The sequence below is a fragment of the Cellulomonas sp. P5_C6 genome (assembly GCF_054049635.1).
This window is the reverse complement of sequence record NZ_JBFULZ010000045.1, coordinates 1-24,956: the sequence shown is the minus strand read 5'-3', so window position 1 is coordinate 24,956 and position 24,956 is coordinate 1. Positions and strand designations below refer to the sequence as shown.

The 24,956-nt window shown below is 72.8% G+C and carries 25 protein-coding genes, 1 tRNA gene and 1 pseudogene; 17 read left to right on the top strand and 10 right to left on the bottom strand.

Going from position 1 to position 24,956, the window contains the following annotated elements:
- From ACXJKG_RS07605 to ACXJKG_RS07590, 4 genes and pseudogenes are all read left to right on the top strand, one after another.
- Positions 1 to 754 (top strand): annotated as a pseudogene (locus tag ACXJKG_RS07605) (DNA polymerase III subunit gamma and tau); the annotation flags it as partial.
- Positions 755 to 797: 43 nt separating this feature from the next.
- Positions 798 to 1,286 (top strand): VOC family protein, encoded by a 489-nt coding sequence (locus ACXJKG_RS07600; RefSeq protein ID WP_456845147.1) that lies wholly within the window; start codon positions 798 to 800, stop codon positions 1,284 to 1,286.
- A 10-nt stretch (positions 1,287 to 1,296) separates the two neighbouring features.
- The gene (gene recR, locus ACXJKG_RS07595) at positions 1,297 to 1,896 is read left to right on the top strand and encodes a recombination mediator RecR (protein ID WP_456845146.1); all 600 of its coding nucleotides are present in this window, start codon (positions 1,297 to 1,299) and stop codon (positions 1,894 to 1,896) included.
- A 10-nt stretch (positions 1,897 to 1,906) separates the two neighbouring features.
- On the top strand, positions 1,907 to 2,473 hold the full coding sequence (locus ACXJKG_RS07590; protein WP_456845145.1) for a DUF5063 domain-containing protein: 567 nt from the start codon (positions 1,907 to 1,909) through the stop codon (positions 2,471 to 2,473).
- A gap of 78 nt (positions 2,474 to 2,551) precedes the next feature.
- Here the strand turns inward: ACXJKG_RS07590 and ACXJKG_RS07585 are convergent, their stop codons facing one another.
- Positions 2,552 to 3,679 (bottom strand): ABC transporter permease, encoded by a 1,128-nt coding sequence (locus tag ACXJKG_RS07585; protein ID WP_456845144.1) that lies wholly within the window; start codon positions 3,677 to 3,679, stop codon positions 2,552 to 2,554.
- On the bottom strand, positions 3,676 to 4,656 hold the full coding sequence (locus ACXJKG_RS07580; protein ID WP_456845143.1) for an ABC transporter ATP-binding protein: 981 nt from the start codon (positions 4,654 to 4,656) through the stop codon (positions 3,676 to 3,678). The genes ACXJKG_RS07585 and ACXJKG_RS07580 overlap by 4 nt, the downstream gene beginning before the upstream one ends.
- Before the next feature lie 173 nt (positions 4,657 to 4,829).
- Here ACXJKG_RS07580 and ACXJKG_RS07575 point away from each other — a divergent pair, with 173 nt between their 5' ends.
- The 9 genes from ACXJKG_RS07575 (at position 4,830) to ACXJKG_RS07535 (ending at position 15,942) form a co-directional block, all read left to right on the top strand.
- A complete protein-coding gene (locus ACXJKG_RS07575) occupies positions 4,830 to 6,104 on the top strand; it encodes an aspartate kinase (protein WP_456845142.1) in 1,275 nt (424 codons plus the stop codon).
- Between the two features lie 4 nt (positions 6,105 to 6,108).
- The gene (locus tag ACXJKG_RS07570; protein WP_456845141.1) at positions 6,109 to 7,158 is read left to right on the top strand and encodes an aspartate-semialdehyde dehydrogenase; all 1,050 of its coding nucleotides are present in this window, start codon (positions 6,109 to 6,111) and stop codon (positions 7,156 to 7,158) included.
- A 180-nt stretch (positions 7,159 to 7,338) separates the two neighbouring features.
- Positions 7,339 to 7,695, top strand: a complete 357-nt coding sequence (locus ACXJKG_RS07565) for a GntR family transcriptional regulator (protein ID WP_456845140.1) — start codon at positions 7,339 to 7,341, stop codon at positions 7,693 to 7,695.
- Positions 7,692 to 8,579, top strand: a complete 888-nt coding sequence (locus ACXJKG_RS07560) for an ATP-binding cassette domain-containing protein (RefSeq protein WP_456845139.1) — start codon at positions 7,692 to 7,694, stop codon at positions 8,577 to 8,579. Before ACXJKG_RS07565 ends, ACXJKG_RS07560 begins: the two co-directional genes overlap by 4 nt.
- Complete coding sequence (locus ACXJKG_RS07555; protein WP_456845138.1) at positions 8,576 to 9,316, top strand: hypothetical protein; 741 nt, start codon at positions 8,576 to 8,578, stop codon at positions 9,314 to 9,316. The genes ACXJKG_RS07560 and ACXJKG_RS07555 overlap by 4 nt, the downstream gene beginning before the upstream one ends.
- A 354-nt stretch (positions 9,317 to 9,670) precedes the next feature.
- Complete coding sequence (locus ACXJKG_RS07550; RefSeq protein WP_456845137.1) at positions 9,671 to 12,964, top strand: glycoside hydrolase family 48 protein; 3,294 nt, start codon at positions 9,671 to 9,673, stop codon at positions 12,962 to 12,964.
- Between the two features lie 133 nt (positions 12,965 to 13,097).
- Positions 13,098 to 14,435, top strand: a complete 1,338-nt coding sequence (locus ACXJKG_RS07545) for a sensor histidine kinase (protein WP_456845136.1) — start codon at positions 13,098 to 13,100, stop codon at positions 14,433 to 14,435.
- Positions 14,423 to 15,085 carry a response regulator gene (locus ACXJKG_RS07540; protein WP_456845135.1) on the top strand — a complete coding sequence of 221 codons (663 nt, stop codon included), beginning with the start codon at positions 14,423 to 14,425 and terminating at the stop codon, positions 15,083 to 15,085. Before ACXJKG_RS07545 ends, ACXJKG_RS07540 begins: the two co-directional genes overlap by 13 nt.
- The gene (locus ACXJKG_RS07535; RefSeq protein WP_456845134.1) at positions 15,082 to 15,942 is read left to right on the top strand and encodes a DUF4097 family beta strand repeat-containing protein; all 861 of its coding nucleotides are present in this window, start codon (positions 15,082 to 15,084) and stop codon (positions 15,940 to 15,942) included. Before ACXJKG_RS07540 ends, ACXJKG_RS07535 begins: the two co-directional genes overlap by 4 nt.
- Positions 15,943 to 16,026: 84 nt before the next feature.
- Here ACXJKG_RS07535 and ACXJKG_RS07530 read toward each other — a convergent pair whose 3' ends face one another.
- The 5 genes from ACXJKG_RS07530 to ACXJKG_RS07510 form a co-directional block, all read right to left on the bottom strand.
- Entirely contained in the window at positions 16,027 to 16,536 is a 510-nt protein-coding gene (locus ACXJKG_RS07530) for a SecDF P1 head subdomain-containing protein (protein WP_456845133.1), read from the bottom strand.
- A 53-nt stretch (positions 16,537 to 16,589) separates the two neighbouring features.
- Entirely contained in the window at positions 16,590 to 17,264 is a 675-nt protein-coding gene (locus tag ACXJKG_RS07525) for an SDR family NAD(P)-dependent oxidoreductase (protein WP_456845132.1), read from the bottom strand.
- A 178-nt stretch (positions 17,265 to 17,442) separates the two neighbouring features.
- A tRNA-Pro gene (locus ACXJKG_RS07520) sits at positions 17,443 to 17,516 on the bottom strand.
- A 48-nt stretch (positions 17,517 to 17,564) separates the two neighbouring features.
- Complete coding sequence (locus tag ACXJKG_RS07515; RefSeq protein WP_456845131.1) at positions 17,565 to 18,521, bottom strand: metallophosphoesterase; 957 nt, start codon at positions 18,519 to 18,521, stop codon at positions 17,565 to 17,567.
- Entirely contained in the window at positions 18,521 to 20,992 is a 2,472-nt protein-coding gene (locus ACXJKG_RS07510; protein WP_456845130.1) for a penicillin-binding protein, read from the bottom strand. The genes ACXJKG_RS07515 and ACXJKG_RS07510 overlap by 1 nt, the downstream gene beginning before the upstream one ends.
- A gap of 234 nt (positions 20,993 to 21,226) precedes the next feature.
- Here ACXJKG_RS07510 and ACXJKG_RS07505 point away from each other — a divergent pair, with 234 nt between their 5' ends.
- From ACXJKG_RS07505 to ACXJKG_RS07495, 3 genes are read left to right on the top strand one after another with little or no spacing between them, the layout of a single operon-like run.
- On the top strand, positions 21,227 to 21,520 hold the full coding sequence (locus tag ACXJKG_RS07505) for a WhiB family transcriptional regulator (protein ID WP_456845129.1): 294 nt from the start codon (positions 21,227 to 21,229) through the stop codon (positions 21,518 to 21,520).
- A gap of 42 nt (positions 21,521 to 21,562) precedes the next feature.
- Positions 21,563 to 21,721, top strand: a complete 159-nt coding sequence (locus ACXJKG_RS07500; RefSeq protein ID WP_146847999.1) for a DUF4177 domain-containing protein — start codon at positions 21,563 to 21,565, stop codon at positions 21,719 to 21,721.
- Positions 21,721 to 22,215 carry a RidA family protein gene (locus ACXJKG_RS07495; RefSeq protein WP_456845128.1) on the top strand — a complete coding sequence of 165 codons (495 nt, stop codon included), beginning with the start codon at positions 21,721 to 21,723 and terminating at the stop codon, positions 22,213 to 22,215. Before ACXJKG_RS07500 ends, ACXJKG_RS07495 begins: the two co-directional genes overlap by 1 nt.
- A gap of 3 nt (positions 22,216 to 22,218) precedes the next feature.
- Here the strand turns inward: ACXJKG_RS07495 and ACXJKG_RS07490 are convergent, their stop codons facing one another.
- Complete coding sequence (locus tag ACXJKG_RS07490) at positions 22,219 to 22,896, bottom strand: Crp/Fnr family transcriptional regulator (RefSeq protein ID WP_456845127.1); 678 nt, start codon at positions 22,894 to 22,896, stop codon at positions 22,219 to 22,221.
- A 143-nt stretch (positions 22,897 to 23,039) separates the two neighbouring features.
- Positions 23,040 to 23,456 carry a hypothetical protein gene (locus ACXJKG_RS07485; RefSeq protein ID WP_456845126.1) on the bottom strand — a complete coding sequence of 139 codons (417 nt, stop codon included), beginning with the start codon at positions 23,454 to 23,456 and terminating at the stop codon, positions 23,040 to 23,042.
- 160 nt (positions 23,457 to 23,616) lie between these two features.
- Here ACXJKG_RS07485 and nth point away from each other — a divergent pair, with 160 nt between their 5' ends.
- Positions 23,617 to 24,315 (top strand): endonuclease III, encoded by a 699-nt coding sequence (gene nth / locus ACXJKG_RS07480; protein ID WP_456845125.1) that lies wholly within the window; start codon positions 23,617 to 23,619, stop codon positions 24,313 to 24,315.
- A 4-nt stretch (positions 24,316 to 24,319) separates the two neighbouring features.
- Here nth and ACXJKG_RS07475 read toward each other — a convergent pair.
- Positions 24,320 to 24,956 (bottom strand): alpha/beta fold hydrolase (locus ACXJKG_RS07475; RefSeq protein WP_456845124.1); only part of this gene is annotated, 637 nt, incomplete at its 5' end.

Below are 24,956 nucleotides of genomic sequence, written 5' to 3'. Positions count from 1 at the left end.
GGCTCCGGCGGATGCCGCGCCCGCCGCACCCGTCGCCCAGCCTCCGGCCGCCCCCGCGCCGACCGCCGGTCGCTCCACCGGCGGCGCGGACACGGAGGTGCTCCGCCGTCGCTGGCCCGAGGTGCTGGAGACCGTCAAGGGCTTGCGCCGCGTGACCTGGGCGCTCATCGACCCACGGAACGCGCAGGTGGCCGAGCTCGACGCGACGACCCTGCGCATCGCCTTCGACAACCCGGCCCTGGCCACGACGTTCCGCAACGGCGCCCACGCGGACGTCGTCGCCCGGGCGGTGCGCGAGACCCTGGGCTTCGACGTCCGGGTCGAGGGGATCCTCGCCGAGCAGGCGTCGGCGGCGCAGTCCGCACCGGCTCCGTCGGCCGCGCCGACGCCCAAGGGCTCCCCGGACGACCGCGCCAACCCGCGCGCCGTCACGCCGGCCGAGGCGGCGGCGTCGTGGGACGACGAGCCCCCGGCCGTCGAACCCCCGCACGACGAGCCCGGTGAGCCGGGCGAGGCCGCCCCGCCCCCGCCGGACCTGGCCCACGAGCCGCCGCCCAGCGCGCCCGGCACCGCCCGGGAGCGCGGCATGGCTGCGGCCCGCGAGTCGGCGTCGCGGGTGATCCCGGGCGTGCCGGACGAGCCGTCGCCGGACGACCCCGACATCACCACGTCGAGCCTCATGGGCGCGCCCCTGGTCGCGCAGATGCTCGGCGGCACGGTCATCGACGAGCAGCTGGACGACGGCACGTCGTGAGCGCGCCGCGTCGGCCGGGTGCGCACCGACCGGGTCGCACGCCGTGACCGCCGAGATGCGCGGCGCCCTCCACCACCTGGAGATCTGGGTCGCCGACCTCCCGACCGCCGAGCGGAGCTGGGGCTGGCTGCTCGCGCACCTGGGCTACGAGGTGCGCGACCGCTGGCCGGACGGCGCGAGCTGGGGCCGGGCGTCGGGACCGTACGTGGTGCTCGAGTCGGGGCCCGACGTGGCGTCGGCGCCCCACGACCGGCTGCGGCCGGGGCTGAACCACCTCGCGTTCCACGCGGGCACCCGCGCGGAGCTCGACGCGCTCGTGGCGTCGGCGCCGCAGCACGGCTGGTCGCTGCTGTTCGCGGACCGGCACCCGTACGCGGGCGGCCCCGACCACTACGCGGCTTACCTGGAGGACGGCGAGGGCTTCGAGGTCGAGCTGGTCGCGTCGGGCGGCCCCGCACCGGAGAGYCCGACGTCCGAGAACCCCGCCGCCGGCGGCCCCGCGTCGGGCGGCCCCGCGGCCGCGACCCCGTAGGCTGGCGGTCGTGTACGAAGGCGCGGTCCAGGACCTGATCGACGAGCTCGGGCGGCTGCCCGGGGTCGGTCCCAAGAGCGCCCAGCGCATCGCGTTCCACATCCTCTCGGCGGACCCGGCGGACGTGCGACGGCTGGCCGACGCGCTCACCGAGGTCAAGCTCCGCGTCCGCTTCTGCGAGATCTGCGGCAACGTCGCGCAGGAGCCGCAGTGCCGCATCTGCCGGGACCCGCGCCGCTCGCCGTTGACCATCTGCGTGGTCGAGGAGCCCAAGGACGTCGTCGCCATCGAGCGCACCCGCGAGTTCCGCGGCAAGTACCACGTGCTCGGCGGGGCCATCAACCCGATCGCGGGCGTCGGCCCGGACGACCTGCGCATCGCGCCGCTGATGACCCGGCTGGCGGACGGCACGGTCACCGAGGTCATCCTGGCCACGGACCCGAACGTCGAGGGCGAGGCCACGGCCACCTACCTTGCCCGCCTGCTGGTGCCGATGGGCCTGACGGTCAGTCGGCTCGCGTCGGGACTGCCGGTCGGTGGGGACCTGGAGTACGCCGACGAGGTCACGCTCGGGCGGGCGTTCGAGGGCCGTCGACGGATCAGCGCGTAGGGGGCTGCAGATGAGCACACCGGCCGACGCGGACCTCCGCGACATCGCCAGCGCGGTCGCGACCGAGGCCCGCAGCTACTTGACGACGATCACCGAGGTGGCGTCGGGCGCCAACCCGGACGCGTCGCTGCCCCTGCTCCTGCTCGCGGTCAGCGACATGCTGGCCGCCGGCGCCCGGCTCGGCGCGACCACCGACGTGGTCCCCGCGGAGCGCTTCGAGCCGGACCTCGGCCCCGACCCGGACGTCGAGCCGCTGCGCGCCAACCTGGCCAACGTGTTCGAGGGCATCGACGAGTACGCCGAGGTGGTCGACCCGCTGCTGGGCATCGACGTCCAGCCCGCGAGCGTGTCGGGCGACCTCGTCGCGATCGCCGGCGCGCTGGCCCAGGGCCTGCGGCACTACGAGACCGGCGGCGTGCTCGAGGCCCTGTGGTGGTGGCAGTTCTCGTACCTGTCSGACTGGGGCGAGCGCGCCTCGAGCGTSCTGCGCACCCTGCAGACGATGCTSGCGCACCTGCGGCTCGACGTGGAGGACGACGTCGCCGCCGAGGCGGAGTACGACGCCCTGCAGCCCTGACCTCACCAGGCGACGCGAAGGCACAGCCGCCGAGGCGGAGTACGACGCCCTGCAGCCCTGACACCGGACCGAGGCTGATCAGGCCACGCGGGTCCCGCGGGCGAGCTTGCGCGTCGGGACCCGGAGCCGGCGGACGGCGACCACGAACCCGGCGGCGCCGAGCAGCACGTTGACGGCGAGCCCCCAGGGCCACACGGGTGCGTGCGACACGGTGCTCGGGTCCGCGCCGCTGGAGTCGTCGACCCAGCACTCCTGCAGCGGGATCTGCGGCCCGGCGCGCAGCTCACGGACGCCGTCGCGGATGGCGCCCAGCGGGTCGTTGTTGTTGGGCGACTGGGAGTCGTACTCCGCCGTCCCGGCCGCGTCGGCGACGACGACGAAGGGGTTGAGGCCGAGCAGCCACCACGTGCGCTCGGTGTGCGCGACGGACCGCTCCTGCGTCTGGACCGTGCAGTCCACGGTGGGCGAGCCGTCCCAGTCGGGCGGCACCGTGTACACCTCGACCTGCTGCGTCGTCGAGATCGACGGGTACGTGACGCCGAACATCACGAGCGTCAGCAGGGTCAGGCCAGCGACCGTGAGGAACGTCAGCACCGTGGAGCCGGCGGAGCGGGTGGTCAGGGCGGAGAAGCCGAGACCGATCCCGCAGACCGCCGCGAGGATGACCGCGACGACGATCACGACCCGCAGCAGCGACGTCCCGGGGGTCCCGCCCAGCGCCAGCGCGATCGCGAAGAACGGCAGGCTCGCGACGAGGAAGGCGCACGCGGCCGCCCACGCGGCGAGCAGCTTGCCGGTCGCGATCTCCGCGGGCGTCAGCAGCGTGACCTGCAGGGTGGCGAGCGTCCCGGCGTTGCGGTCACCGTTGATGCCGGTCGACGCGAGGGTCGGCGTGACCAGCAGGCCGAGTCCCAGCACCAGGAACGTCACCGCGCCGAACAGCAGGGGTCCCTGCGAACCCGCGGGGGTCGAGTCGCCGGAGGCCAAGGTGCGCAGGGCGCCGGACGTGAGCAGCGTGATGCCGCCGACGACGACGAACCACACGATCAGCGCCACGACCCACCGCGTGGACCGCACCCGCTGCCGCAGCTCGAGGACGGCGACCGTGCGGACGCCGTGCCAGGTCAGCCCCCACGTCGTCGACCGGGGGGACCGCGGTGGCGTCGTCGACGGCTCGTGGTCGAGCTCGACCTCGGACAGCGTCATCGCCGCTCCTCCTCGAGGGTCAGGTAGGCCTGTTCGAGTGCCCCGCCGACGGGCACCAGGGACACGAGGGGTACGCCTGCGGCGACGGCGTCGCGGACCAGGCGCGCGGCGCCCTCCTCGCCGTCGACCTCGAGCAGCACGCCGCCCGCGCCGGTGGGCGCGACGGGTGCGTCGTCGGCCTGCCAGGCCGCGCCCGCGCTGGTGAGCCACGTGGTGAGGGCCTCGAGCGAGAGCGCGCGGACGTGCCAGGTCCGGGTCGGCGAGGCGTCGGCGACCGGGACGACCGTGCGGCCCTTCGACAGGAAGACCGCGTCGTCGGCCATCTCGTCCAGCTCGGACAGCACGTGGCTGGAGACGAGCACCGTGCGGCCCTCGTCGGCCAGCCGGCGCAGCAGGATCCGCAGGTCGACCCGGGAACGGGGGTCGAGGCCGCTCGCCGGCTCGTCGAGCAGCAGCACCGACGGGTCGTGCACGAGGGCGCGGGCCAGGCCGAGCCGCTGCTTCTGCCCGCGGGACAGGACGGAGGCCGGGCGGTCCGCGTACTCGGAGAGGTGCACGGTGGCCAGCAGCTCGGTCGCGCGCCGGGCCGCGGTCGCCGGGGCCAGCCGGTACGCGGCGGCGAAGGTCAGCAGGACCTCGCGCGCGGTCAGCGAGTCCCAGGTGCCGAAGGTGTCGGGCATCCAGCCCGTGCGGGCCCGGGCGGCCGCGCCGTGCGTGACGGGGTCGTGCCCGGCGACCGTCACCGACCCCGAGTCGGGCACCAGGAGCCCGGCGAGCACCAGCAGCAAGGTGGTCTTGCCCGAGCCGTTGGGGCCGACGAGCGCGGTCACCGCTCCGGCGCGGGCGGTCAGCTCGACGCCGTCCAGGGCCTTGACCGGCCCGAACGCCCGGTGCAGGCCGCGCGCGACGATGCCGTCGCCCGGTGCGGAAGGGGGCGGGGGTGCGGTCACGGTGTCGTCATCGACGGTGCTCGACATGGCGTCACCGTAGGGCCGGGCCGGGCATCAGCGGGCAGGTTCGGCTCGCGGGTCTGTGCGGATGCTGTGCAGGCTGAGCGGCCGTGATCCGGCATCTGAAACTCCCTGCCCACCTGCTGGGCACGGCCGTACACTCGCCCGGTCCTGTCCCGAGCCCGCGAAAGAGCTCTCCCGTGGCCCTGATCGTGCAGAAGTACGGCGGTTCCTCCGTCGCCGACGCCAGCAGCATCAAGCGCGTCGCGAAGCGGGTGGCCGAGGCGAAGCGCGCCGGCCACGACGTCGTCGTCGTCGTGAGCGCCATGGGCGACACCACGGACGAGCTCATCGACCTGGCCAAGCAGGTGACGCCGCTCCCGCCGCAGCGCGAGATGGACATCCTGCTGACGGCCGGCGAGCGCATCTCGATGTCGCTGCTGGCCATGGCGATMCACAACCTCGGGGTCGAGGCCAAGTCGTTCACGGGCCAGCAGGCCGGCGTGATCACCGACGAGGCGTACGGCAAAGCGCGGATCATCGACGTCACGCCCAGCCGCATCCGCGACACGGTCGCGCGGGGGTCGGTCGCCATCGTCGCCGGCTTCCAGGGCGTCAACCCGTCGACCAACGACGTGACGACGCTCGGCCGCGGCGGCTCGGACACCACGGCGGTCGCGCTCGCGGCGGCGCTCAAGGCGGACGTCTGCGAGATCTACACCGACGTCGACGGCGTGTTCACCGCCGACCCGCGCATCGTGCCGAACGCCCGCAAGCTCGACCGGGTCAGCTACGACGAGATGCTCGAGCTCGCGGCCAGCGGCGCCAAGGTGCTCGTGCTGCGCTGCGTCGAGTACGCCCGGCGCTACGGGGTACCGATCCACGTGCGTTCGTCGTTCAGCACACACAAGGGCACGCTGGTGACCGACCAGCCTGCAGACGAGGGAGAGACCGTGGAGCAGCCGATCATCGCCGGCGTCGCGCACGACCGCAGCGAGGCCAAGATCACGGTCGTCGGCGTCCCGGACGTGCCGGGCAAGGCCGCGCGCATCTTCGAGGTCGTCGCCGGTGCCGGCGTCAACATCGACATGATCGTGCAGAACGTCTCGGTCGCGGCGACGGGCCTGACGGACATCTCCTTCACGCTCCCGGCGACGGACGGCGCGGCCGGCACGGCGGCCCTGACCGAGCACCAGCCCGACATCGGCTTCGCGTCGCTGCAGTACGACGACACCATCGGCAAGCTCTCGCTCATCGGCGCGGGCATGAAGTCGCACCCCGGCGTCTCCGCGCGGTTCTTCGCCGCGCTGTCGGACGCCGGCATCAACATCGAGATGATCTCGACGTCGGAGATCCGGATCTCCGTGGTCACGCGCGCGGACTCGTTGGACGACGCCGTCCGCGCGGTGCACACGGCGTTCGACCTGGACTCCACGGAAGACGAGGCCGTCGTGTACGGCGGGACGGGACGGTAGGGCCATGGGACTGAACATCGCGGTGGTCGGCGCGACCGGCCAGGTCGGCGGCGTCATGCGCCGCCTGCTCGAGGAGCGCGACTTCCCCGTCGCCTCGATCCGCTACTTCGCGTCCGCGCGCTCCGCCGGCACGACCCTGCCGTGGAAGGGCACGGACGTCGTGGTGGAGGACGTCGAGACCGAGGACCTCTCCGGCATCGACGTCGCCCTGTTCTCCGCGGGCGGCGCAGCCTCCAAGGTCCACGCCCCGCGGTTCGCCGCCGCGGGCGCGCTCGTCATCGACAACTCGTCGGCCTGGCGTCGCGACCCCGAGGTCCCGCTCATCGTCTCCGAGGTGAACCCCGGCGCCCTGGCCGACGCCGTCAAGGGCATCATCGCCAACCCGAACTGCACCACCATGGCCGCGATGCCGGTGCTCAAGGTCCTGCACGACGAGGCCGGCCTGAAGCGGCTGGTCGTGTCCACGTACCAGGCCGTCTCCGGCTCGGGCCTGGCGGGGGCCGACGAGCTCGACAGCCAGATCCGCGCCGCGGTCACCCAGGACACGCTCGCGCTGGTCCACGACGGGTCCGCCGTCACGCTGCCCGCGCCCGTGAAGTACGTCGCGCCGATCGCGTTCGACGTCATCCCGCTGGCGGGAAACCTGGTGGACGACGGCTCCTTCGAGACCGACGAGGAGCAGAAGCTCCGCCACGAGTCGCGCAAGATCCTCGACCTCCCCGGCCTGCTGGTCTCCGGCACGTGCGTCCGCGTCCCGGTGTTCACGGGCCACTCGCTGTCGATCAACGCGGAGTTCGAGCGGGCCCTGTCGCCGGAGCGCGCCGCCGAGCTGCTGGCACACGCCCCCGGCGTCCAGCTGACCGACGTCCCGACGCCCCTGCAGGCCGCCGGGCAGGACCCGTCGTTCGTCGGCCGCCTGCGCCAGGACGAGGGCGTCGAGGGCGGCCGGGGCCTCGCGCTGTTCATCAGCAACGACAACCTCCGCAAGGGTGCCGCGCTGAACGCGGTCCAGATCGCCGAGCTGGTGGCCGCCGAGCGCCTCACCACCGTCTGACACCACCCGCAACGTCCGAGCATCTATGGGTCCCCACCCCTAGGTGCTGGGACGTTGCTGTCTGTCTGGGCAGTCCCGGCGACCGGACCTGCGGGCGCCCGATGGGAGGGGGTTGCCTTCGCGATGGTTCTGTGGTTAGTTGGTCAGGTAATGAACCGCTGAACGTGAGGAGGATGCGTCGTGTTCGACGGGCGTGACCCCCTCTACGTGCAGATCGCGGACCAGATCCGTGACGACGTCATGTCGGGGGCCCTCCGGGCGGAGGAGCAGGTCATGTCCACCACGCAGTACGCCACGACGTTCCGGATCAACCCGGCGACCGCCGCCAAGGCGTTCACCGAGCTGGTCGACGAGGGCGTCCTCTACAAGCGCCGCGGCATCGGCATGTTCGTCGCCGAGGGTGCCCGCGAGCGGCTGCTGGCCGAGCGGCGCGCCAGCTTCTTCGTCGACGTCCTAGACCCGGTGCTGGCGCAGGCCCGGGTGCTCGGCATCGGGGTCGACGAGATCGTCCGACGGATCCAGGAGGGACCCCGATGAGCGGCTTCGGAGTCGAGCTGCGCGACCTCACGGCCCGGTACGGGTCGACGACGGCGCTGGACGCGGTGACCTTCACCCTGCGTCCGGGCGTCATCACGGGGCTGCTCGGACGCAACGGCTCGGGCAAGACCACGGCACTGTCGCTGATCGCCGCGTTCCGGCGCCGGACCTCGGGGGTGCTGCTGGTCGACGGGGAGGACCCCTGGGAGAACGAACGGGTGATGGCGGGCACCTGCCTGGTCCGGGAGAGCGGCGACGTGATTCTCGACCGGCCCCTCGCGGAGACGTTGAGCTTCGTCGCGGACCGCCGGCCGCACTTCGACCATGAGCTCGCGGGCTCGCTGCTCGACACGTTCGAGCTCGACCCGACCCGCCAGCCCCGTCGCCTCTCCCGCGGCAAGCGGTCGGCCTTCGGCGTCGTGCTCGGCATCGCGACGCGGGCGCCGCTGACGCTGCTCGACGAGGTGCACCTGGGCATGGACGCGCCGTCGCGGTACGCGTTCTACGACGCCCTGCTGGCCGACTGGGTGGAGCACCCGCGCACGATCGTGCTGTCCAGCCACCTGATCGGCGAGGTCGAGCGCCTGCTCGAGGACGTCGTCGTCCTCGATCGCGGGTCGGTGCTCACCGTCGCCGACGCGGACGCGCTGCGCTCGAGCGGGTTCACCGTGACCGGCCCTGCGGAGTCCGTCGAGGCGTTCGCCGCGGGCCGTGAGGTCGTCGCCCGCCGTGAGCTGGGCCGCACCGCGCAGGTGACCCTCGTCGGTTCGCGGCCGGACGACGAGCAGCGGGCGGCCGCGGCCGGCCTCGAGCTCGGTGCGGTGGCCCTGCAGGACCTGTTCGTGCACCTGACCGAGCGAGCGACCACGGAGGCTGCGCGATGAGCATCGACCTGCCCGCGGCACCGACCCGGAGCACCGTCACCGCGACGGCCCGGTGGCTGCTGAGGGTCCACCTGTATCTCGCGGCCTGGTTCTGGAGCATCGCGGTCGTGGTGCTGGCCCTGGTGATCGCGGTGATCGACCGCCTCGGCACCCCCGGGACCAGCGTCGTCGCCTTCAGTCAGCAGGGGGCGCTGTGGTTCCCGTTCGCCGTGTTCATCGGACTGACGGCGGCGTACCTGCCCGTGCACGTGGCCACGGGGCTGACCCGCAGGTCGCTGTCGCTGGGTGCGCTGATCGCGGCTGTGGCCACCGGGTTGGTCTACGGCCTCGTGTTCGGCGGCCTGCTGCTGGTCGAGCGCGCGGTGTTCGGGGCGATGGGCTGGGAGTGGAGGATCCTCGACGGCTTCTCGCCGGACTCGACGAGCGCCCTCGACTCCTTCGTCGCCAACACCCTGATCTTCGTCGTCGCCTACGTCTCCGGCCTGCTGGTCGGCATGTCCTACCAGCGGCTCGGCGGGTGGTGGGGGACGCTCGCGCTGCCGCTGACGGCGGGTCCGGTCCTCCTGGTCTCGGCGCTGTTCGCGCAGAACGCGGGCCCGGTCTCCACCGCCGCCTGGTTCGACGGCTCGCGGCCCCTGCTCGTCGCCACCGTGGCGGCCGTCCTGATCGTGGCCGCGATGGCTCTCGCGTTCGACCGCCTCACGCGCGGCGTGGCCGTGCCGACGCGGGCCTCCTGACCCACCGGGCCTCCTGACGCACCGGGCCTCCTGACGCACCACCCGCAACGTCCGAGCATCCACGGGTCCGGACCCGTAGTTGCGCGGACCTTGCTGTCAGGTGGCCGCGGCAGCCCGTGGTCGCGCTCCCATCGAATCGTTTAGGAGTCTGGACGCTCCCTGTGCGCGGAACGACAGTTGCTGCCGACCGGACCGCCGCACGCCCGGAGACCCGCACAGGAGCGGGCTGCCCCGGCGCCGACGGTCAGTTCCTTCGCGCACCTCCGTCACCGCTCCCGCGCGCCCGCGTGCGGGGCGCCGGGCCGTGCCCGCGACGCAGCGGGGGCGTGCCCGACAGCCAGAAAGGTACGAATGATGTCCTCATCGACCCGACGGCGATCTGCCTGGGTGGCCACCGCCACCCTGAGCGCAGCATCGCTCCTGGCCATCTGCGGGATGCAACCCGCCATGGCCGCGACCGGGGCGGCAGCGTTGCCCGCCACGGTCACCGTCCCCGCGGCCGCCCCGCTGGCCGCCGCCGTCCCCGACGGCGAGTACACCCAGCGCTTCCTCACGATGTACAACAAGATCAAGAGCCCCGCGAACGGCTACTTCAGCGCGCAGGGCATCCCCTACCACTCGGTCGAGACCCTCATCGTCGAGGCCCCCGACTACGGCCACGAGACCACGTCGGAGGCCTACTCGTACTGGCTGTGGCTCGAGGCGCTGTACGGGCAGGTGACCCAGGACTGGGCGCCGCTGAACCACGCGTGGGACACGCTCGAGAAGTACATGATCCCGACCAGCGCCGACCAGCCGACCAACTCGTTCTACAACCCGAGCAGCCCGGCGACGTACGCCTCGGAGTTCAACAACCCGAACCAGTACCCGTCGCAGCTCAACAGCGGCGTCACCTCCGGCCAGGACCCGATCGGCGCGGAGCTGAAGTCGACGTACGGCACGTCGGACATCTACGCGATGCACTGGCTCGCCGATGTCGACAACAAGTACGGGTTCGGCGCCACCCCGGGAGCGGGCTGCGAGCTCGGCCCGACGGCGACCGGCACGTCCTACATCAACACCTTCCAGCGCGGCCCGCAGGAGTCGGTCTGGGAGACGGTCCCGCAGCCGTCGTGCGAGGAGTTCAAGTACGGCGGCACCAACGGCTTCCTCGACCTGTTCACCAAGGACTCGTCGTACGCCAAGCAGTGGAAGTACACCGACGCGCCGGACGCCGACGCGCGCTCGATCGAGGCCGTGTACTGGGCCAACCAGTGGGCGACCGCGCAGGGCAAGCAGGCCGACGTGGCCGGCACGGTGGCCAAGGCCGCCAAGATGGGCGACTACCTGCGGTACGCGCTCTTCGACAAGTACTTCAAGACCATCGGCTGCACCTCGCCGTCGTGCCCCGCGGGGTCCGGCAAGAGCAGCGAGCACTACCTGCTGTCCTGGTACTACGCCTGGGGCGGCGCCAACGACTCGTCGGCCGGCTGGGCCTGGCGCATCGGGTCGTCGCACGCGCACTTCGGGTACCAGAACCCGCTCGCGGCGTGGGTGCTGTCGACGGACGCGGCGCTGACGCCGAAGTCGCCGACCGCCAAGACGGACTGGGGCACGTCGCTGACGCGGCAGCTCGAGTTCTACACGTGGCTCCAGTCGCCCGAGGGCGGCATCGCCGGTGGCGCGACGAACAGCTGGGACGGCGCCTACGCGACGCCCCCGGCCGGGACGCCGACGTTCTACGGCATGGCGTACACCGAGGCCCCGGTCTACAACGACCCGCCGTCGAACCAGTGGTTCGGCATGCAGGCGTGGGGCATGCAGCGCGTCGCGGAGCTGTACTACGCGTCGGGCAACCCGCAGGCGAAGGCCATCCTCGACAAGTGGGCACCGTGGGCCGCGGCCAACATCTCGGTCAGCGGCAGCACCTGGTCCATCCCGTCTGAGCTGACCTGGACCGGCAAGCCGGACACCTGGAACTCGGCCAACCCGGGCGCCAACACGGGCCTCAAGGTCGCCATCAAGAGCACCGGCCAGGACGTCGGTGTCGCGGGTGACCTGTCCCGCACGCTGCTCTTCTACGCGGCCAAGTCGGGCAACACGGCCATCCAGGCCAAGGTGAAGTCCTTGCTCGACGCCATCTGGGCCTCGAACCAGGACCCGCTGGGCGTCTCGGCGCCGGAGACCCGCACGGACTTCGCGCGGTTCGACGACCCGTACGTGGCCGGTGGCAACGGCGTCTACATCCCCGCCGGCTGGACCGGCACGATGCCGAACGGCGACGTCATCAAGCCGGGCGTGAGCTTCCTCGACATCCGCTCCTGGTACAAGTCGGACCCGCAGTGGTCCAAGGTCCAGGCGTACCTGAACGGCGGCGCCGCGCCGACGTTCAGCTTCCACCGGTTCTGGGCCCAGACGGCCGTCGCCGGTGCCATGGCCGACTACGACCGGCTGTTCCCGTCGACGACCCCGGCCGACACGACCGCGCCGAGCGTCCCGACGGGCCTGCTGGCCGGCACCACGACCGCGACGTCGGCCACGATCTCGTGGACGGCCTCGACGGACAACACGGGTGGCTCCGGCGTCGCCGGCTACGACATCTACCGCGGCACGACGAAGGTCGGCAGCTCGACCACCACGTCGTTCACGGAGACCGGGCTGACGGCCTCGACCGCGTACTCGTACACGGTCCGGGCACGCGACGTCGCCGGCAACGTGTCGGCCTCGTCGTCGGCCCTGTCGGTCACCACGAAGGCCACGCCGACCGACACGACCGCGCCGAGCGTCCCCACGGGCCTCGCCGCGAGCGCGGTCACCCAGAACAGCCTCACGCTGTCCTGGACGGCGTCGACCGACAACACGGGCGGGTCCGGCCTGGCCGGGTACGACGTGTACCGGGGCACGACGAAGGTCGGCTCCACCACGACGACGTCGTACTCCGACACCGGCCTCACGGCGGCGACGGCGTACTCCTACACGGTCCGGGCGAAGGACGTGGCGGGCAACGTCTCCGCGGCGTCGTCCGCCCTGTCGGTGACGACGTCGCCGGCCACCACGGTCGACACGATCGCCCCGTCGGTRCCCTCGGGCCTCGTCGCGACGACCGTCACTGAGACCAGTGTCGCCCTCACGTGGACGGCGTCCACGGACACGGGTGGCTCGGGCCTCGCCGGGTACGACGTGTACCGGGGCACGACGAAGGTCGGCTCGCCGACCACCGCGTCGTACACCGACAGCGGCCTCACGGCGGCGACGGCGTACCAGTACACCGTCCGGGCACGGGACGTCGCGGGGAACATCTCCGCCGCGTCGTCGGCCCTCTCGGTGACGACGAAGACCGCGACCACCACCAGCTCCTGCAAGGTGGCCTACACCGCCAGCAGCTGGAACACGGGCTTCACGGCCTCCGTCAAGGTGACCAACACCGGCACCACGGCGATCAACGGCTGGACCCTCGGGTTCTCGTTCGCCAACGGCCAGAAGGTCACGCAGGGCTGGAGCGCCGACTGGTCCCAGACCGGCACGGCGGTCACCGCGAAGAACGCCGCGTGGAACGGGACCCTGGCCGCCGGCCAGAGCACCGACATCGGGTTCAACGGCTCCCACACGGGGACCAACACCAACCCGACGGCGTTCACCCTGAACGGCGCCACCTGCACGATCGGCTAGTCGCACCCACGACGGGCCGGTCCTCCTCGCGGGGGCCGGCCCGTCGGCGCGTCGGGGGTAGGGCCAACCCCACCCCGACCTGGTGGGTGGTCAGGCTGTCTGCCCGCACGCCCGGACCCCTAGCGTCACTGTCATGAGCTCCCCGACACCCCCGAGCAGCGTGTCCGACGACCTCCGCGTCGTCGCCCCCGCCTTCACGGACCTGCGTGCACTGGCTGCCGCGCCCGTGTCCGTGGCGACCTGGCGGGGCGTCTMGCAGATCGTCGTCGGCTCCTTCGTCATCCTGGTCGCCGCGATCGGGYTGACCGTCGCCCTCTCGCTCTCACTGAGCCTGGTGGTCCTGTTCGTCGGCATCCCGATGCTCGTCGCCACCCTCTGGGCCGGCCGTCCCTTCGCCCGCGAGGAGCGGGCCCGGCTGCGCGCCCAGCTGTCCGTCGAGATCCCCGCGCCGACCTACCCGCGCCGCGACGGCATGTGGGCCTCGTGGTGGGCGGTCCTGTCGGACGGCCGGACCTGGGCGCACGTGGCCTACGTGGTGGTCGCCGGCCTGCTGCTCACGGTCCAGAGCGTCGTGGTGACGGTGTTCAGCGGGTTCGCACTCGGCGGCCTCACCTACCCGGTCGTCGCCCTGACCAGCGGCCTGCACCACCCGCCGATCCCGCTGGTCCTGATGGTCCCGGCGGCGGTCGTGTGCGCGTGGGTCGCCGCCCTCGCCACCCAGGCGGGGTCGCTGGCCATCGYCCGGCTCGGCAGGTCGCTGCTCGGGTCGTCGGCGCGCGCCGAGGCGGTCGAGGCGGCCCGGCAGGCGCAGGCGCGCGCGGTGCAGGCCGAGGGGCGGGCCGTGCAGCTGAGGGAGACCCGCACGGCCGCCGTCGGTGCCGCCGACGAGGAGCGCCGGCGGATCGAGCGCGACCTGCACGACGGCGCCCAGCAGCGGCTCGTGGCCCTCGGCGTCGAGCTCGGGGCAGCGCGGCGCAAGGTGTCGAGCGACCCGGTGGCCGCCGCGGCGCTGGAGCACGCGCACAGCGAGGTCAAGGAGACGCTGGCCGAGCTGCGCGACCTGGTCCGCGGCATCCACCCGGCCGTCCTCACCGACCGCGGCCTCGATGCCGCACTGTCGGCCCTGGCCGCCCGTAGCCCCGTCCGGGTGCGCGTGGACGTGCCCGACCCGCCGTCGCTCAACCGCGCGAGCACGTCCGCGCAGGCCGCCGCGTACTTCGTCGTCGCCGAGGCCCTGACCAACGCGGCCAAGCACGCCGAGGCGAGCGAGGTCACCGTGACCGCGGTGCTCGTCGCGGACCGGCTGCGCATCGTCATCGCCGACGACGGCCGCGGGGGAGCGTACGCGACGCCCGGCAGCGGGCTCGAGGGCCTGCGCAGCCGCGTCGCCGCCCTGGACGGCACCTTCGACCTGGACAGCCCGGCCGGAGCCGGCACCCGACTCACCGTGGAGGTGCCGTGCGCATCGTGATCGCCGAGGACTCGGTCCTGCTGCTCGACGGCCTGACCAGGCTGCTCGCGGCGGAGGGGCACGAGGTCACCGGCTACACCACCGCCGACGACGTCGTCGCCGCGCTCGGGCCGTCCGACGACCTGCCCGACATCCTGGTGACCGACGTCCGGATGCCCCCGTCCCACACCGACGAGGGCCTGCGGGCCGCGGTGCACCTGCGCAGCCTGCACAAGCGGCTGCCCGTGCTGGTCCTGTCGCAGTACGTCGAGCAGCGGTACGCCCGGGAGCTGTTCGCCGGCGACGTCCGCGGCCTGGGCTACGTGCTCAAGGACCGGGTGGCGGACGTGGACGAGTTCCTCGACGCCCTGTCCCGCGTGGCCGCCGGCGGCACCGTGATCGACCCCGAGGTCGTCGCCCAGATCCTCGCCCGGGCCCGCCGCTCGGGCCTCGAGACCCTCACCCCGCGCGAGCGGGACGTGCTCGGCCTCATGGCGGAGGGCCGCTCGAACGCGGCCATCGCCGACCGCCTCGTCGTCGGCCTGCCGGCCGTCGAGAAGCACGTGACATCCATCCTCACCAAGCTCGACCTCCCGCAGGACGCCGACGACCACCGCCGCGTGCTCGCCGTCCTGCGCTGGCTGGAGCACGAACCGGGAGACCGCTCATGACCACGACGCTCGACCGCCCACCCGTCACCCCTCCTCCCGCCCGCACGCCGGCCGCCCGCGCCCTGACCTGGACGGGCGCGATCATCGGCGGCGTCCTCGTCCTGTCGGCGGGGTTCAGCGCCCTCAACCTGCTGGTTCTGGGTTCCGACGACGCCACGACGACCTCGCAGACCGCGTCCTACGCCGCCGCACCGGTGGTGGAGCTCGTCGCCGACGGCCACGTCACCGTGACCACCGGCGGCGACCGCGTCGACGTCGAGCGCACGAAGCGCACCACCCTGACGCCCGCGCGCTACCAGACCACCCGGTCCGGCGACCGCCTGACCGTGAGCTACCGGTGCGACTCGTGGCGTCCCGGCTTCTGCTCGGCATCCCTCGACGTGACGGTCCCCGCCGGCACCGCCGTGGTGGTCCGCGCGAGCGACGGCCCGGTCGACGCGACCACCCTGGGCGGTCCGCTCGACGTCCGGGTCAGCGACGGGGACGCGAGGATCTCCGACATCGACGGGGACGTCTCCGTCCGCGCCAACGACGGCACGACCGACGTCAGCGCGGTCCGCGGCTCGGTCACCGTGAGCTCATCGGACGGCGCCGTCACGGTCTCCGGCGTCTCGGGCTCGGTCACCGCCCGGTCGAGCGACGGGCGCGTCGAGATCGCGGACGTCCAGGGCGACGTCGACGCGCACGCCAGCGACGGCGACGTGACCGTGTACGGCACGGGGGAGCCGGTCGCGCTGGACATCTCCGCCTCGAACGGCCGCCAGACCGTCGAGGGACCGACCGACCCGACGGCGTCCACGCACGTGCGGATCCGCACCAGCGACGGGGACGCGGCCTTCCTGGGCCCCCGCGGCTGACGGCACGAGAAGGGCCCTGACCAGCTGATCTGCTGATCAGGGCCCTTTCCGTCGCACGTCTGCCGAGCGTCCCGGCGGCCGGGATCAGGGGGAGACCGGTGCCCCCAGCAAGGCCGCGAACTTGTCGGCCTCGGCGGCCGTCGCGAACCCGAAGGTGAAGGCCCCGGAGTCGACGGGCTCGCCGACCGTGRCCGCCGACAGCACCGAGCCGTCGAGGACGAGGGCCAGCTCCTGGCCCACCGCGTCGCGCGTGACCTCACCGAGCGTCCTGGCATCGGCCTCGTCGAAGTCGACGACGACGGTCTGCGCGCCAGGCTGGTCGCCACGGGCGACGGAGGTGGGCGTCACGACGCCCAGCGACCCGGCGAGCTCGTAGGTGCTGGTGCCCGCCACGTCGCAGGCAGTACCGGTGTCCTCTGTCGTCAGGTGCGGCGCGTCGCACGGCCCGTCCTCCGACGACGTCACGAGACGCAGCTGCAGGGGCGGCGCTCCGGAGCCGCCCGCATGGTCGGCGCCGCTGGCCGCGGAGCATCCGGCGACGACGGCCGCGAGACAGACCAGGACGGCAAGCCGGGCGACCGGCTGGGTGCGCATCCGCTCACCCTAGGGACTCCTTGGGCCTCCCGGGCGGCCGACGACTCGCGTGCCTACTCTCGGCCGTCTTCCAGCGGGATGAGCATGGTCCTGAACGGGCCGGGGGTGCTGTGAAGCTCCCAGATGCGCGCGGCCACGTCGTCGATACCGTTCGCGAGCTGAAGGTTCGCGATGCCTCCGGGGATCACGAGCTGGACGACGCGGATGCCGTCGGCCTCAAGTGCGTCGTGGAGCATCTCGCCGTACGCACTCTCGGCAGGGAACGCGATCGAGGTGCCGGCGAAGTCGCTTCGCGCCTTCACCGACGTGCCGCCGTTGACGAGGATGATGCTGCCGTCGCCCGCTGTCCGCATCGCGGGAAGGACTGATCGAACGGCGTGGATGAGCCCGAGTGCCGAGAACCGCAGGGCCTCCAGCGCCAGCTCGGGCGTCATCTCGAGCACCGGTGCGAGGTAGTCCCTGGAAGGCAGAGGGCTGTACTGCAGCACGGCGATCGGACCTAGCTCGGCCATGGCACGGGCGAGGGCGGCCTCGAGGGAGGCGGAGTCCAGGACGTCCGCCGCGTAACCGCGCGCGACCAGACCGCTGTCCTGGAGCTGGGACGCCAACGTGTCCAGCTTCGTCTGGTCGCGAGAGATCAGGGCGATCGAGAAGCCCTCGGCGCCGAACCGACGCGCGACCGCGGCTCCCAGGCCCGGTCCAGCACCGATGATCGCGATGGTAGGCATGGCGGTCCCCTCAGAGGCGTGTGGCTGGGTCGACCATAGCTGCACTCCCGTCGAGCATGCCGCGCCGGTTGCCGTCGTGCCTGCGTCCGAAGCCACTCGTCCGCCTGATCCCGTCGGGCCCGGGTATGCGAAAGGCCCCTGGCAGCGTCTCCGCTGGCCAGGGGCCTCTTCCACGATGTCGGGGTGGCGGGATTCGAACCCACGACCTCTTCGTCCCGAACGAAGCGCGCTACCAAGCTGCGCCACACCCCGTGGAGCCTGGTAAGGATAGCCGACGACCCGGGTAGGAACGAAACCGGATCAGGGTGCGACGAGGGTGAGCAACGTCGCTTCCGGTCGGCAGGCGAACCGCACCGGCGCGTAGGGCGAGGTGCCCAGCCCCGCAGAGACGTGCATCCACGTCGAGCCGGCGCCTCCGGGCTGGTCCGGGCGCGGTCCCGGCCACCCGTGCAGACCCTTGGCGCGGCGCGTGTCGAGGTCGCAGTTGGTCACCAGGGCGCCCCACAGGGGCAGGGCCAGCTGCCCGCCGTGGGTGTGCCCGGCGATCGCCAGGTCGACGTCGTCGGCGTGCATCTCGTCCAGCACCCGGCGGTACGGCGCGTGCGTGATGCCCAGGTGGAGGTCCACCGGCGTCGAGCCGGTCCGCGCGTCGTCGGCGCCGCCCGCGGACGGGAAGCGGTCGCGGTCCAGGTGCGCGTCGTCGGTGCCGACGAGGGACAGGACTCGCCCGTCGACCTTGAGCACGTCCCGGCGGTTGGTCAGGTCGATCCAGCCGGCCGACCGGAACCGCGCCGTGAGCTCGCGCCAGGGCAGCTCCGGGGGGCGCTCCACGTGGGTGCGGCGGGCGTCGGGCAGCAGGTAGCGCGCCGGGTTCTTGGGCATCGGCGCGACGTAGTCGTTGGAGCCGAGCACGAACGCCCCGGGGACCGCGAGGTGCGGTTCCAGGGCCTCGAGCAGGGCCGGCATCGCGTCGAGGTGCGCCCAGTTGTCCCCCGTGTCGACGACCATGTGCGGGTCGAGCGAGGCCAGGTCGCGGACCCAGTCGACCTTCCGCCGCTGGCCGGGCGTCAGGTGCAGGTCCGAGATGTGCAGGATCCGCAGCGGGTCCTGTCCGGCCGGGAGAACCGGGACGGTGACCTCACGCAGCGTGTACCAGCGCACCTCGACCAGCGAGGCGTACGCGAGTGCGGCGGCGCCCGCGAGCGTGAGCGCGCCGGCGGTGCGTGCGAGCGAGACGCCAGGGCTCGACGAGCCCATCACCCGTTCCCGCCGCCGCCGCCGCCCTTGCCGCCGCCGTTGCCACCACCGCCGTTGCCGGGCCCGCCGCCGTTGCCGGGGTTCGGGTTCTGGCCCGGCTGGCCCGGCTGGGGCTGGTTGGGGTCGACGGGCGGCTGGCCGTTGGACAGCGTCAGGGTGACGTAGGAGCCCTTCACCGCGGTGCCCGACGGGCTCTGCGACACGACCGACCCGGCCGGCAGCGCGGACGCCACCTGGTCCGGCGCGACGGTGGCCTTGAATCCGCCGGCGGCGAGCTTCTTGCGGGCGTCCGCCTCGGACAGGCCGACCACGGACGGGACCGCCACCTTCTCGCCGAACACTTCCTTGTCACCGGGCGGGGCGAAGTCGGGGTTCGGCGTGCCGTCGTTCAGCACGTCGATCATGAACCGCTTCCAGGTAGGGCCGGCGATCGTCGCGCCGTACGCCCGGCGCACGTAGAGGGGACCGACGTAGGTGTTCTTCACGGGTGTCATGGCGTCGGTGTGCCCGACCCACACGGCCGCGGCGAGACGCGGGGTGTACCCGACGAACCACGTGTACTCGTTCTCCGACGTGGTGCCCGTCTTGCCCGCGGCGGGGAACGGCGGCGTGCCGATGGCCTCGCCGGTGCCCTGCCACACGTGCGAGAGCGCGAAGTTCAGGGCGTTCGCGATCCGGGGCTCGAGCACCTGCTGGCAGTCGGCGGTCGGGACCGGCAGCGACTCGCCGTTCGCGTTGACGACGCTCAGGATCGAGATCGGCTTGCAGAAGGTCCCGCCCGAGGCGAACGCGGCGAAGGCGGCGGCCATGGTGAGCGGGGCGACGCCCTGGGAGCCCAGGACGTTGGCCGGCAGGACGTCGAACGGCTTGCCGTTGCCCGCCTGGTGGATGCCGAGCGAGCTGGCGGTGTCGATCATCCCGCAGAGGTCGATCTTGGTCGCCATCGCGATGTAGCCGGAGTTGACCGAGTTCTTCGTCGCGTCGAGCACCGACATGACGGCGCCCTTGCCCTCGGCGTTGCCGAACTTGTACGGACCGCCGGCGAGCCGGGTGCACGAGGCGTGGAACGCGGACATCGGGTACTGCATCGGCGTGCCGTCGACGACCTCGTTGAGGCTGTGCCCCTCCTTCAGCCACTCGGCCAGCGTGAAGGGCTTGAACGTCGAGCCGGGGCTGAAGCCGATCGAGGCGCCGTACGGGGCGTCGGTGTTGTAGTTGACCGCGTCCTCGCCCGGTCCGGGGCTGGACGTCGGGTTGAACACCGTCGTCTGCGCCATCGCCGTGATCATGCCCGTCCCGGGCTGCACCACCGAGATCGCCGACTTCACGCCGGACGGGTCGGAGACGGGCACGCCGGCCTTGACCTCGGCGTCGGCGGCCGCCTGCTGGCGCGGGTCGAGCGTCGTCGTGATGGTGAGGCCGCCGCGGTACAGCAGCGCCTTGCGCGTCTTGGTGTCCGCGCCGAAGGCGGGGTCGTTGAGGATCACCTTGGTGACGTAGTCGCAGAAGTAGCCCGAGCCGGCGACCACGTCGCCCGCGGTCATGCAGCCCTGCTTGAGGGGCGTGACCTTCATCGTGGCCGGGAGCGGGGTGGCGACGCCCGCCGCGTACTCCGCGTCCGTGATGTAGCCCTGCTGGTTCATCAGCTGCAGGACGCGGTCGCGGCGGGTCTGCGACGCCTCCGGGTTGATCACCGGGTCCCACTTGGTCGGGCTCTGCGTGACACCCGCGATCGTGGCGGCCTCGAGGTAGGTGAGGTCCTTGGCCGGCTTGCTGAAGTAGTACTGGGCGGCCGACTCGGCGCCGTACACCGATGCCCCGAACTGCGCGATGTTCAGGTACTTCTCGAGGATCTGGTCCTTCGTCATCGTCTTCTCGAGCGCGATGGCGAGCTTGGCCTCGCGCAGCTTGCGCGCGTACCCCTCGACGCCCTTGGCGCCACGGGCCTCCTGCAGCGCCGCGAGCTGCTCGGCCTCGGTGGGCTTCGAGAGGGCCTCGTCGATCAGGACGTTCTTGATGTACTGCTGCGTGAGCGTCGAGGCGCCCTCCTGGCCGCCGCTGTCGTCCGTCTGGTTCTTGACGAACGCGCGGAGCATGCCGGTCGGGTCGACGCCCGCGTGCTGGTAGAACCGCTTGTCCTCGGTGGCGATCACCGCGTGCTGCAGCATCGGCGAGATCTCGGTGAGCGGGACCACGACGCGGTTCTGGTCGTAGAACGTCGCCAGGGGCGTGCCGTCCGCCGCGAGGATCACCGACTTCTCGGGCAGGACGCCCGGCTCGAGCTCGGTCGGCAGGTCGTCGAACGCCGTGATCGTCAGGTCGGTGACGCCGTTGGCGGCGGCAGTGACGGGCAGGACGAGACCGGCGGCGAGCACCCCACCGACCCCCGCGACGAGCACGAAGGACAGCAAGAGGGCCAACGCCTGGAAGACGTTGACCTGTCGGCCGCGCTGGCGCGCAGGGTTCGGCATGCCGTCAGGGTAGTAGGCGCCCCTGTCACCTCTTGTCCGGATCGGGCGCGGACACGGCGACCTGCACGGGACCTGCACATGCGCGCCTGCGTGGTCTGCGAGTCGGTCACACGTCCATCTGACGATATGACCCGAACGGAGTCTCGCCAGGAGGGCCACCGGCCCGCTAGTTTCCGGGCAGGACTCGGGTGCGGTTGCCACGGCACGCCCCCGTCGGCGTGCTCAGGAGGATGAGTGACCACACTCGTGCAGGACGCGCACTGGACTGCGCTCGCGGCGTGCGGGAAGGGCAAGCTCGCGCCCGACGCGCTCTTCGTCGAGGGCGCGGCGCAGCGCGAGGCCCGCGTCGTGTGCACCAGCTGCCCGGTGCGGCTCGCCTGCCTGGCCGACGCGCTCGACAACCGCATGGACTTCGGCGTCTGGGGCGGGATGACCGAGCGAGAGCGTCGCGCCCTGCTGCGCCGGCGGCCCGAGGTCCGGTCCTGGCGGGCCGAGCTGGTCGGGTCCGACGCCGTCGAAGGGCTGTGAGAGCGCTCCGACCCGTGGAGCGCCCCCGCTAGGGTGGCCCCTATGGCTACGACGTGGGAATACGCGACGATTCCGCTCATCATTCACGCCACCAAGGCGATCCTCGACCAGTGGGGCGCCGACGGCTGGGAGCTCGTCCAGGTGATCCAGGGACCCGATGCCGGCCTGGTGGCCTACCTTAAGCGGCCCAAGGAGTCCTGATGGGCGCCGCTGCCCGGCTCGCGGAGCTCGGGCTCGAGCTGCCCGAGGTCGCGCTGCCCCTCGCCGCGTACGTCCCGGCGGTCCGGTCGGGTGCCTACGTGTACACGTCCGGCCAGCTGCCGTTCGTCGCGGGCGCCCTGCCGGCCACCGGCAAGGTCGGTGACGGGCAGGGGCTCATCCCCGCCGACGAGGCCGCCGGCTACGCCCGGATCTCCGCGCTCAACGCGCTCGCGGCCGTCGCGGCCGTGGTCGCCGCCGAGGGGGGGCCGTCGGGCGCCGGGGCGCTCGACCGGATCGTGCACGTCACCAAGGTCGTCGGCTTCGTCGCCAGCGACCCGTCGTTCACCGGTCAGCCGGCCGTGGTCAACGGCGCGAGCCTGCTCCTGCACGCGGTCCTCGGGGACGCCGGCGTGCACGCGCGGTCGGCCGTGGGCGTGGCGGTGCTGCCGATGGACTCGCCGGTCGAGGTCGAGATCGTCGTCGAGCTGGCCTGAGGCTCAGCGCGCGCGTCGCTCCAGCCGCTCGACGTCGAGCAGCACGACGGCGCGCCCCTCCCGGCGGACCCACCCGCGGGCGGCGAAGTCGGCGAGCGCCTTGTTCACCGTCTCGCGCGAGGCGCCGACGAGCTGGGCGAGCTCCTCCTGCGTGAGGTCGTGCGCCACGCGGATGCCCTCGTCCACCGGCTCGCCGAAGCGCGTCGACAGGTCCAGCAGCGCCTTGGCCACGCGACCGGGGACGTCCGAGAACACCAGGTCGGCCAGCGCCTCGTTGGTCCGGCGGAGCCGGCGGGCGAGCGCCTGCAGCAGGTGCTGGGCGACGGAGGGCTTGTCCTGCAGCCAGCGGACGAGGTCGCCGTGCCCGAGCTCGAGCACGACGGCGTCCGCGACGACGGTGGCGGTGGCGGTGCGGGGGCCGGGGTCGAACAGGCTCAGCTCGCCGAACATCTCGCCCGGGCCGAGGACGGCCAGCAGGTTCTCGCGTCCGTCGTTGGAGCGGCGACCCAGCTTGATCTTGCCCTCGCGCACGACGTAGAGCCGGTCGCCCGGCTCGCCCTCGTGGAACAGGGCGTCGCCGCGCGCGATGTCGATCGCCTTCATCGTCGCGACGAGAGCCTCCGACGCCTCCGGGTCGAGCCCGGCGAACAGCGGCGCCGACAGCACGATGTCGTCCTCCACGGGGACACCTCACCTTTCCTGGCCGCGCGCTGCCCGGATCGTCCCGGTGGCGGCATCGTTCACGACGGTTCTCAGACGGATCCCAGCCGGACCGACCGCTGGTCAGCGGCTCGATCCGCCCTCAGTCTGCCCCATGGAGGGCGTCATCCGCGGCCCAGAGCCTCCCGCAGCCCGACGACGGCCACGTCGGGGTCCGCGGCCAGGCGAACGATGAGGCGGTCGGTGGCGCGCGTGAGCGCCGCCTCGACCCCGGCGGCGTAGGTGGAGAGCTGGGCGTCGAGGGCCCGCAGCTCGTTCAGGCGGGCGACGTCCGCGACCGGCTCGGTGCCGCCGAGCACCGCCGCGAGGGCAGCCGGGCGGGGCACGTCGATGCCGACCTCGAGCGGGAGCTGGAAGGCGACGCCCTCGCCGAGCGTCTGCGGCTGGGCCGCCTGGGCGACGGCGAGGTCGAGGCGGGCACGCACCAGTCGACGCCACCAGGTGACGCGGGCCTGCTCGGCGCGCAGCGCGCGACGGTCGAGGCGAAGATCACTGACCCGTTGTTCGACGGGTGGCGTCATGGGGCAGGTCCTCCTCAATGGTGCTCAGTGTCTGGTTTCGGCCCGGTAAGCCCCCACCTTGAGCCCTCGTACCGGGGTGGGCTGCGGGATCACTCCAAGGGAGCAACGCGGCAACTGCGCAGGTCACAGCCGTGTCGGTGCGGGGTCGTACGCTGCCGATGTGACAGGCCCTGACGACGAGTCCGACCTCGCCCGCACCCGCCGCGCCCGCCGCATCGACCGCGCCCTGGCCGTCCGGTACCCGGACGCGCACTGCGAGCTGGACTTCACGTCCCCGTTCGAGCTGCTGGTCGCCACGGTGCTCTCCGCGCAGACCACGGACGTGCGCGTGAACCTGACCACGCCCGTCCTCTTCGCGCGCTACCCCGACGCCGCCGCCCTGKCCGCGGCCAACCCGGAGGAGCTGGAGGAGATCCTGCGACCCACCGGGTTCTTCCGCGCCAAGGCCCGGTCGGTCATGGGGCTGTCGCGGGAGCTGGTCGAGCGGTTCGGCGGGGAGGTCCCCGGGCGGCTCAAGGACCTGGTGACGCTCCCCGGGGTCGGGCGCAAGACTGCCAACGTGGTGCTGGGGAACGCGTTCGGCGTCCCGGGCATCACCACCGACACCCACGTGATGCGCCTGTCCAAGCGGCTGGGCTACACCCAGAGCGACGACCCGCTGGTGGTGGAGAAGGAGCTGGACGCGCTGCTGCCCCGCAAGGACTGGACCATGGCCTCGCACCGGCTGATCTTCCACGGGCGGCGCACCTGCTTCGCGCGCAGGCCGGCGTGCGGGGCGTGCCCGATCGCCGCGATGTGCCCGTCGGCCGGCATCGGTGAGCTCGACCCGGCGAAGGCCGCCGCGATGGTGAAGGCCTGAGGCCCTAGACCGGAGCGACCGCTTGCAGCCACGTGAGCAGCAGGTCGGTGACGCGTTCGGGCTCCTCCTCGGCGAGGTAGTGGCCGGCGGACGGCAGCAGCTCGAACTGGTACTGCGGTCCCACCAGCGCCGCGGTGTCCCGCGAGAGGGCGGCGCGGGCGGGCGGGCGCAGGCCGTCGCGACCCCCGTGCAGCTGGAGGACGGGCAGCGGCTGCGTCTCCTCGAGCGCGGCGTGGTAGCGGCGGCCGTCGAGGCGGGGCATCGAGCGGACCAGCCACCGCAGCTGCTCCATCTGGCTGTGCGCGGCGAACGGCACGCGGGCGGCGGAGCGGTACATCGCCTCGGTCTCGGCGTCGAGCCAGCCGGGCGTGCCGCCCCACTCACGCAGCAGCCGGGGCACGAAGTCGCGCTCCATCAGCGCGCTCTCGGGGAACGAGGGCAGCTGGATGAAGGCGAGGCGGCGGATCGCCGAGGCGCGCATCGCGGCCCGGGGGTGGCCGCGGGTGTCGAGGGGGTGCGGCGCGGCCAGCGGGGCGATGGCGCGCACGCGGTCGGGGTGCAGGCCGGCCATCGCCCACGCGATCTCGCCGCCCGTCCCGCTGCCGACGACGACGGCGTCGGCGGCGCCGAGGGACTGGATG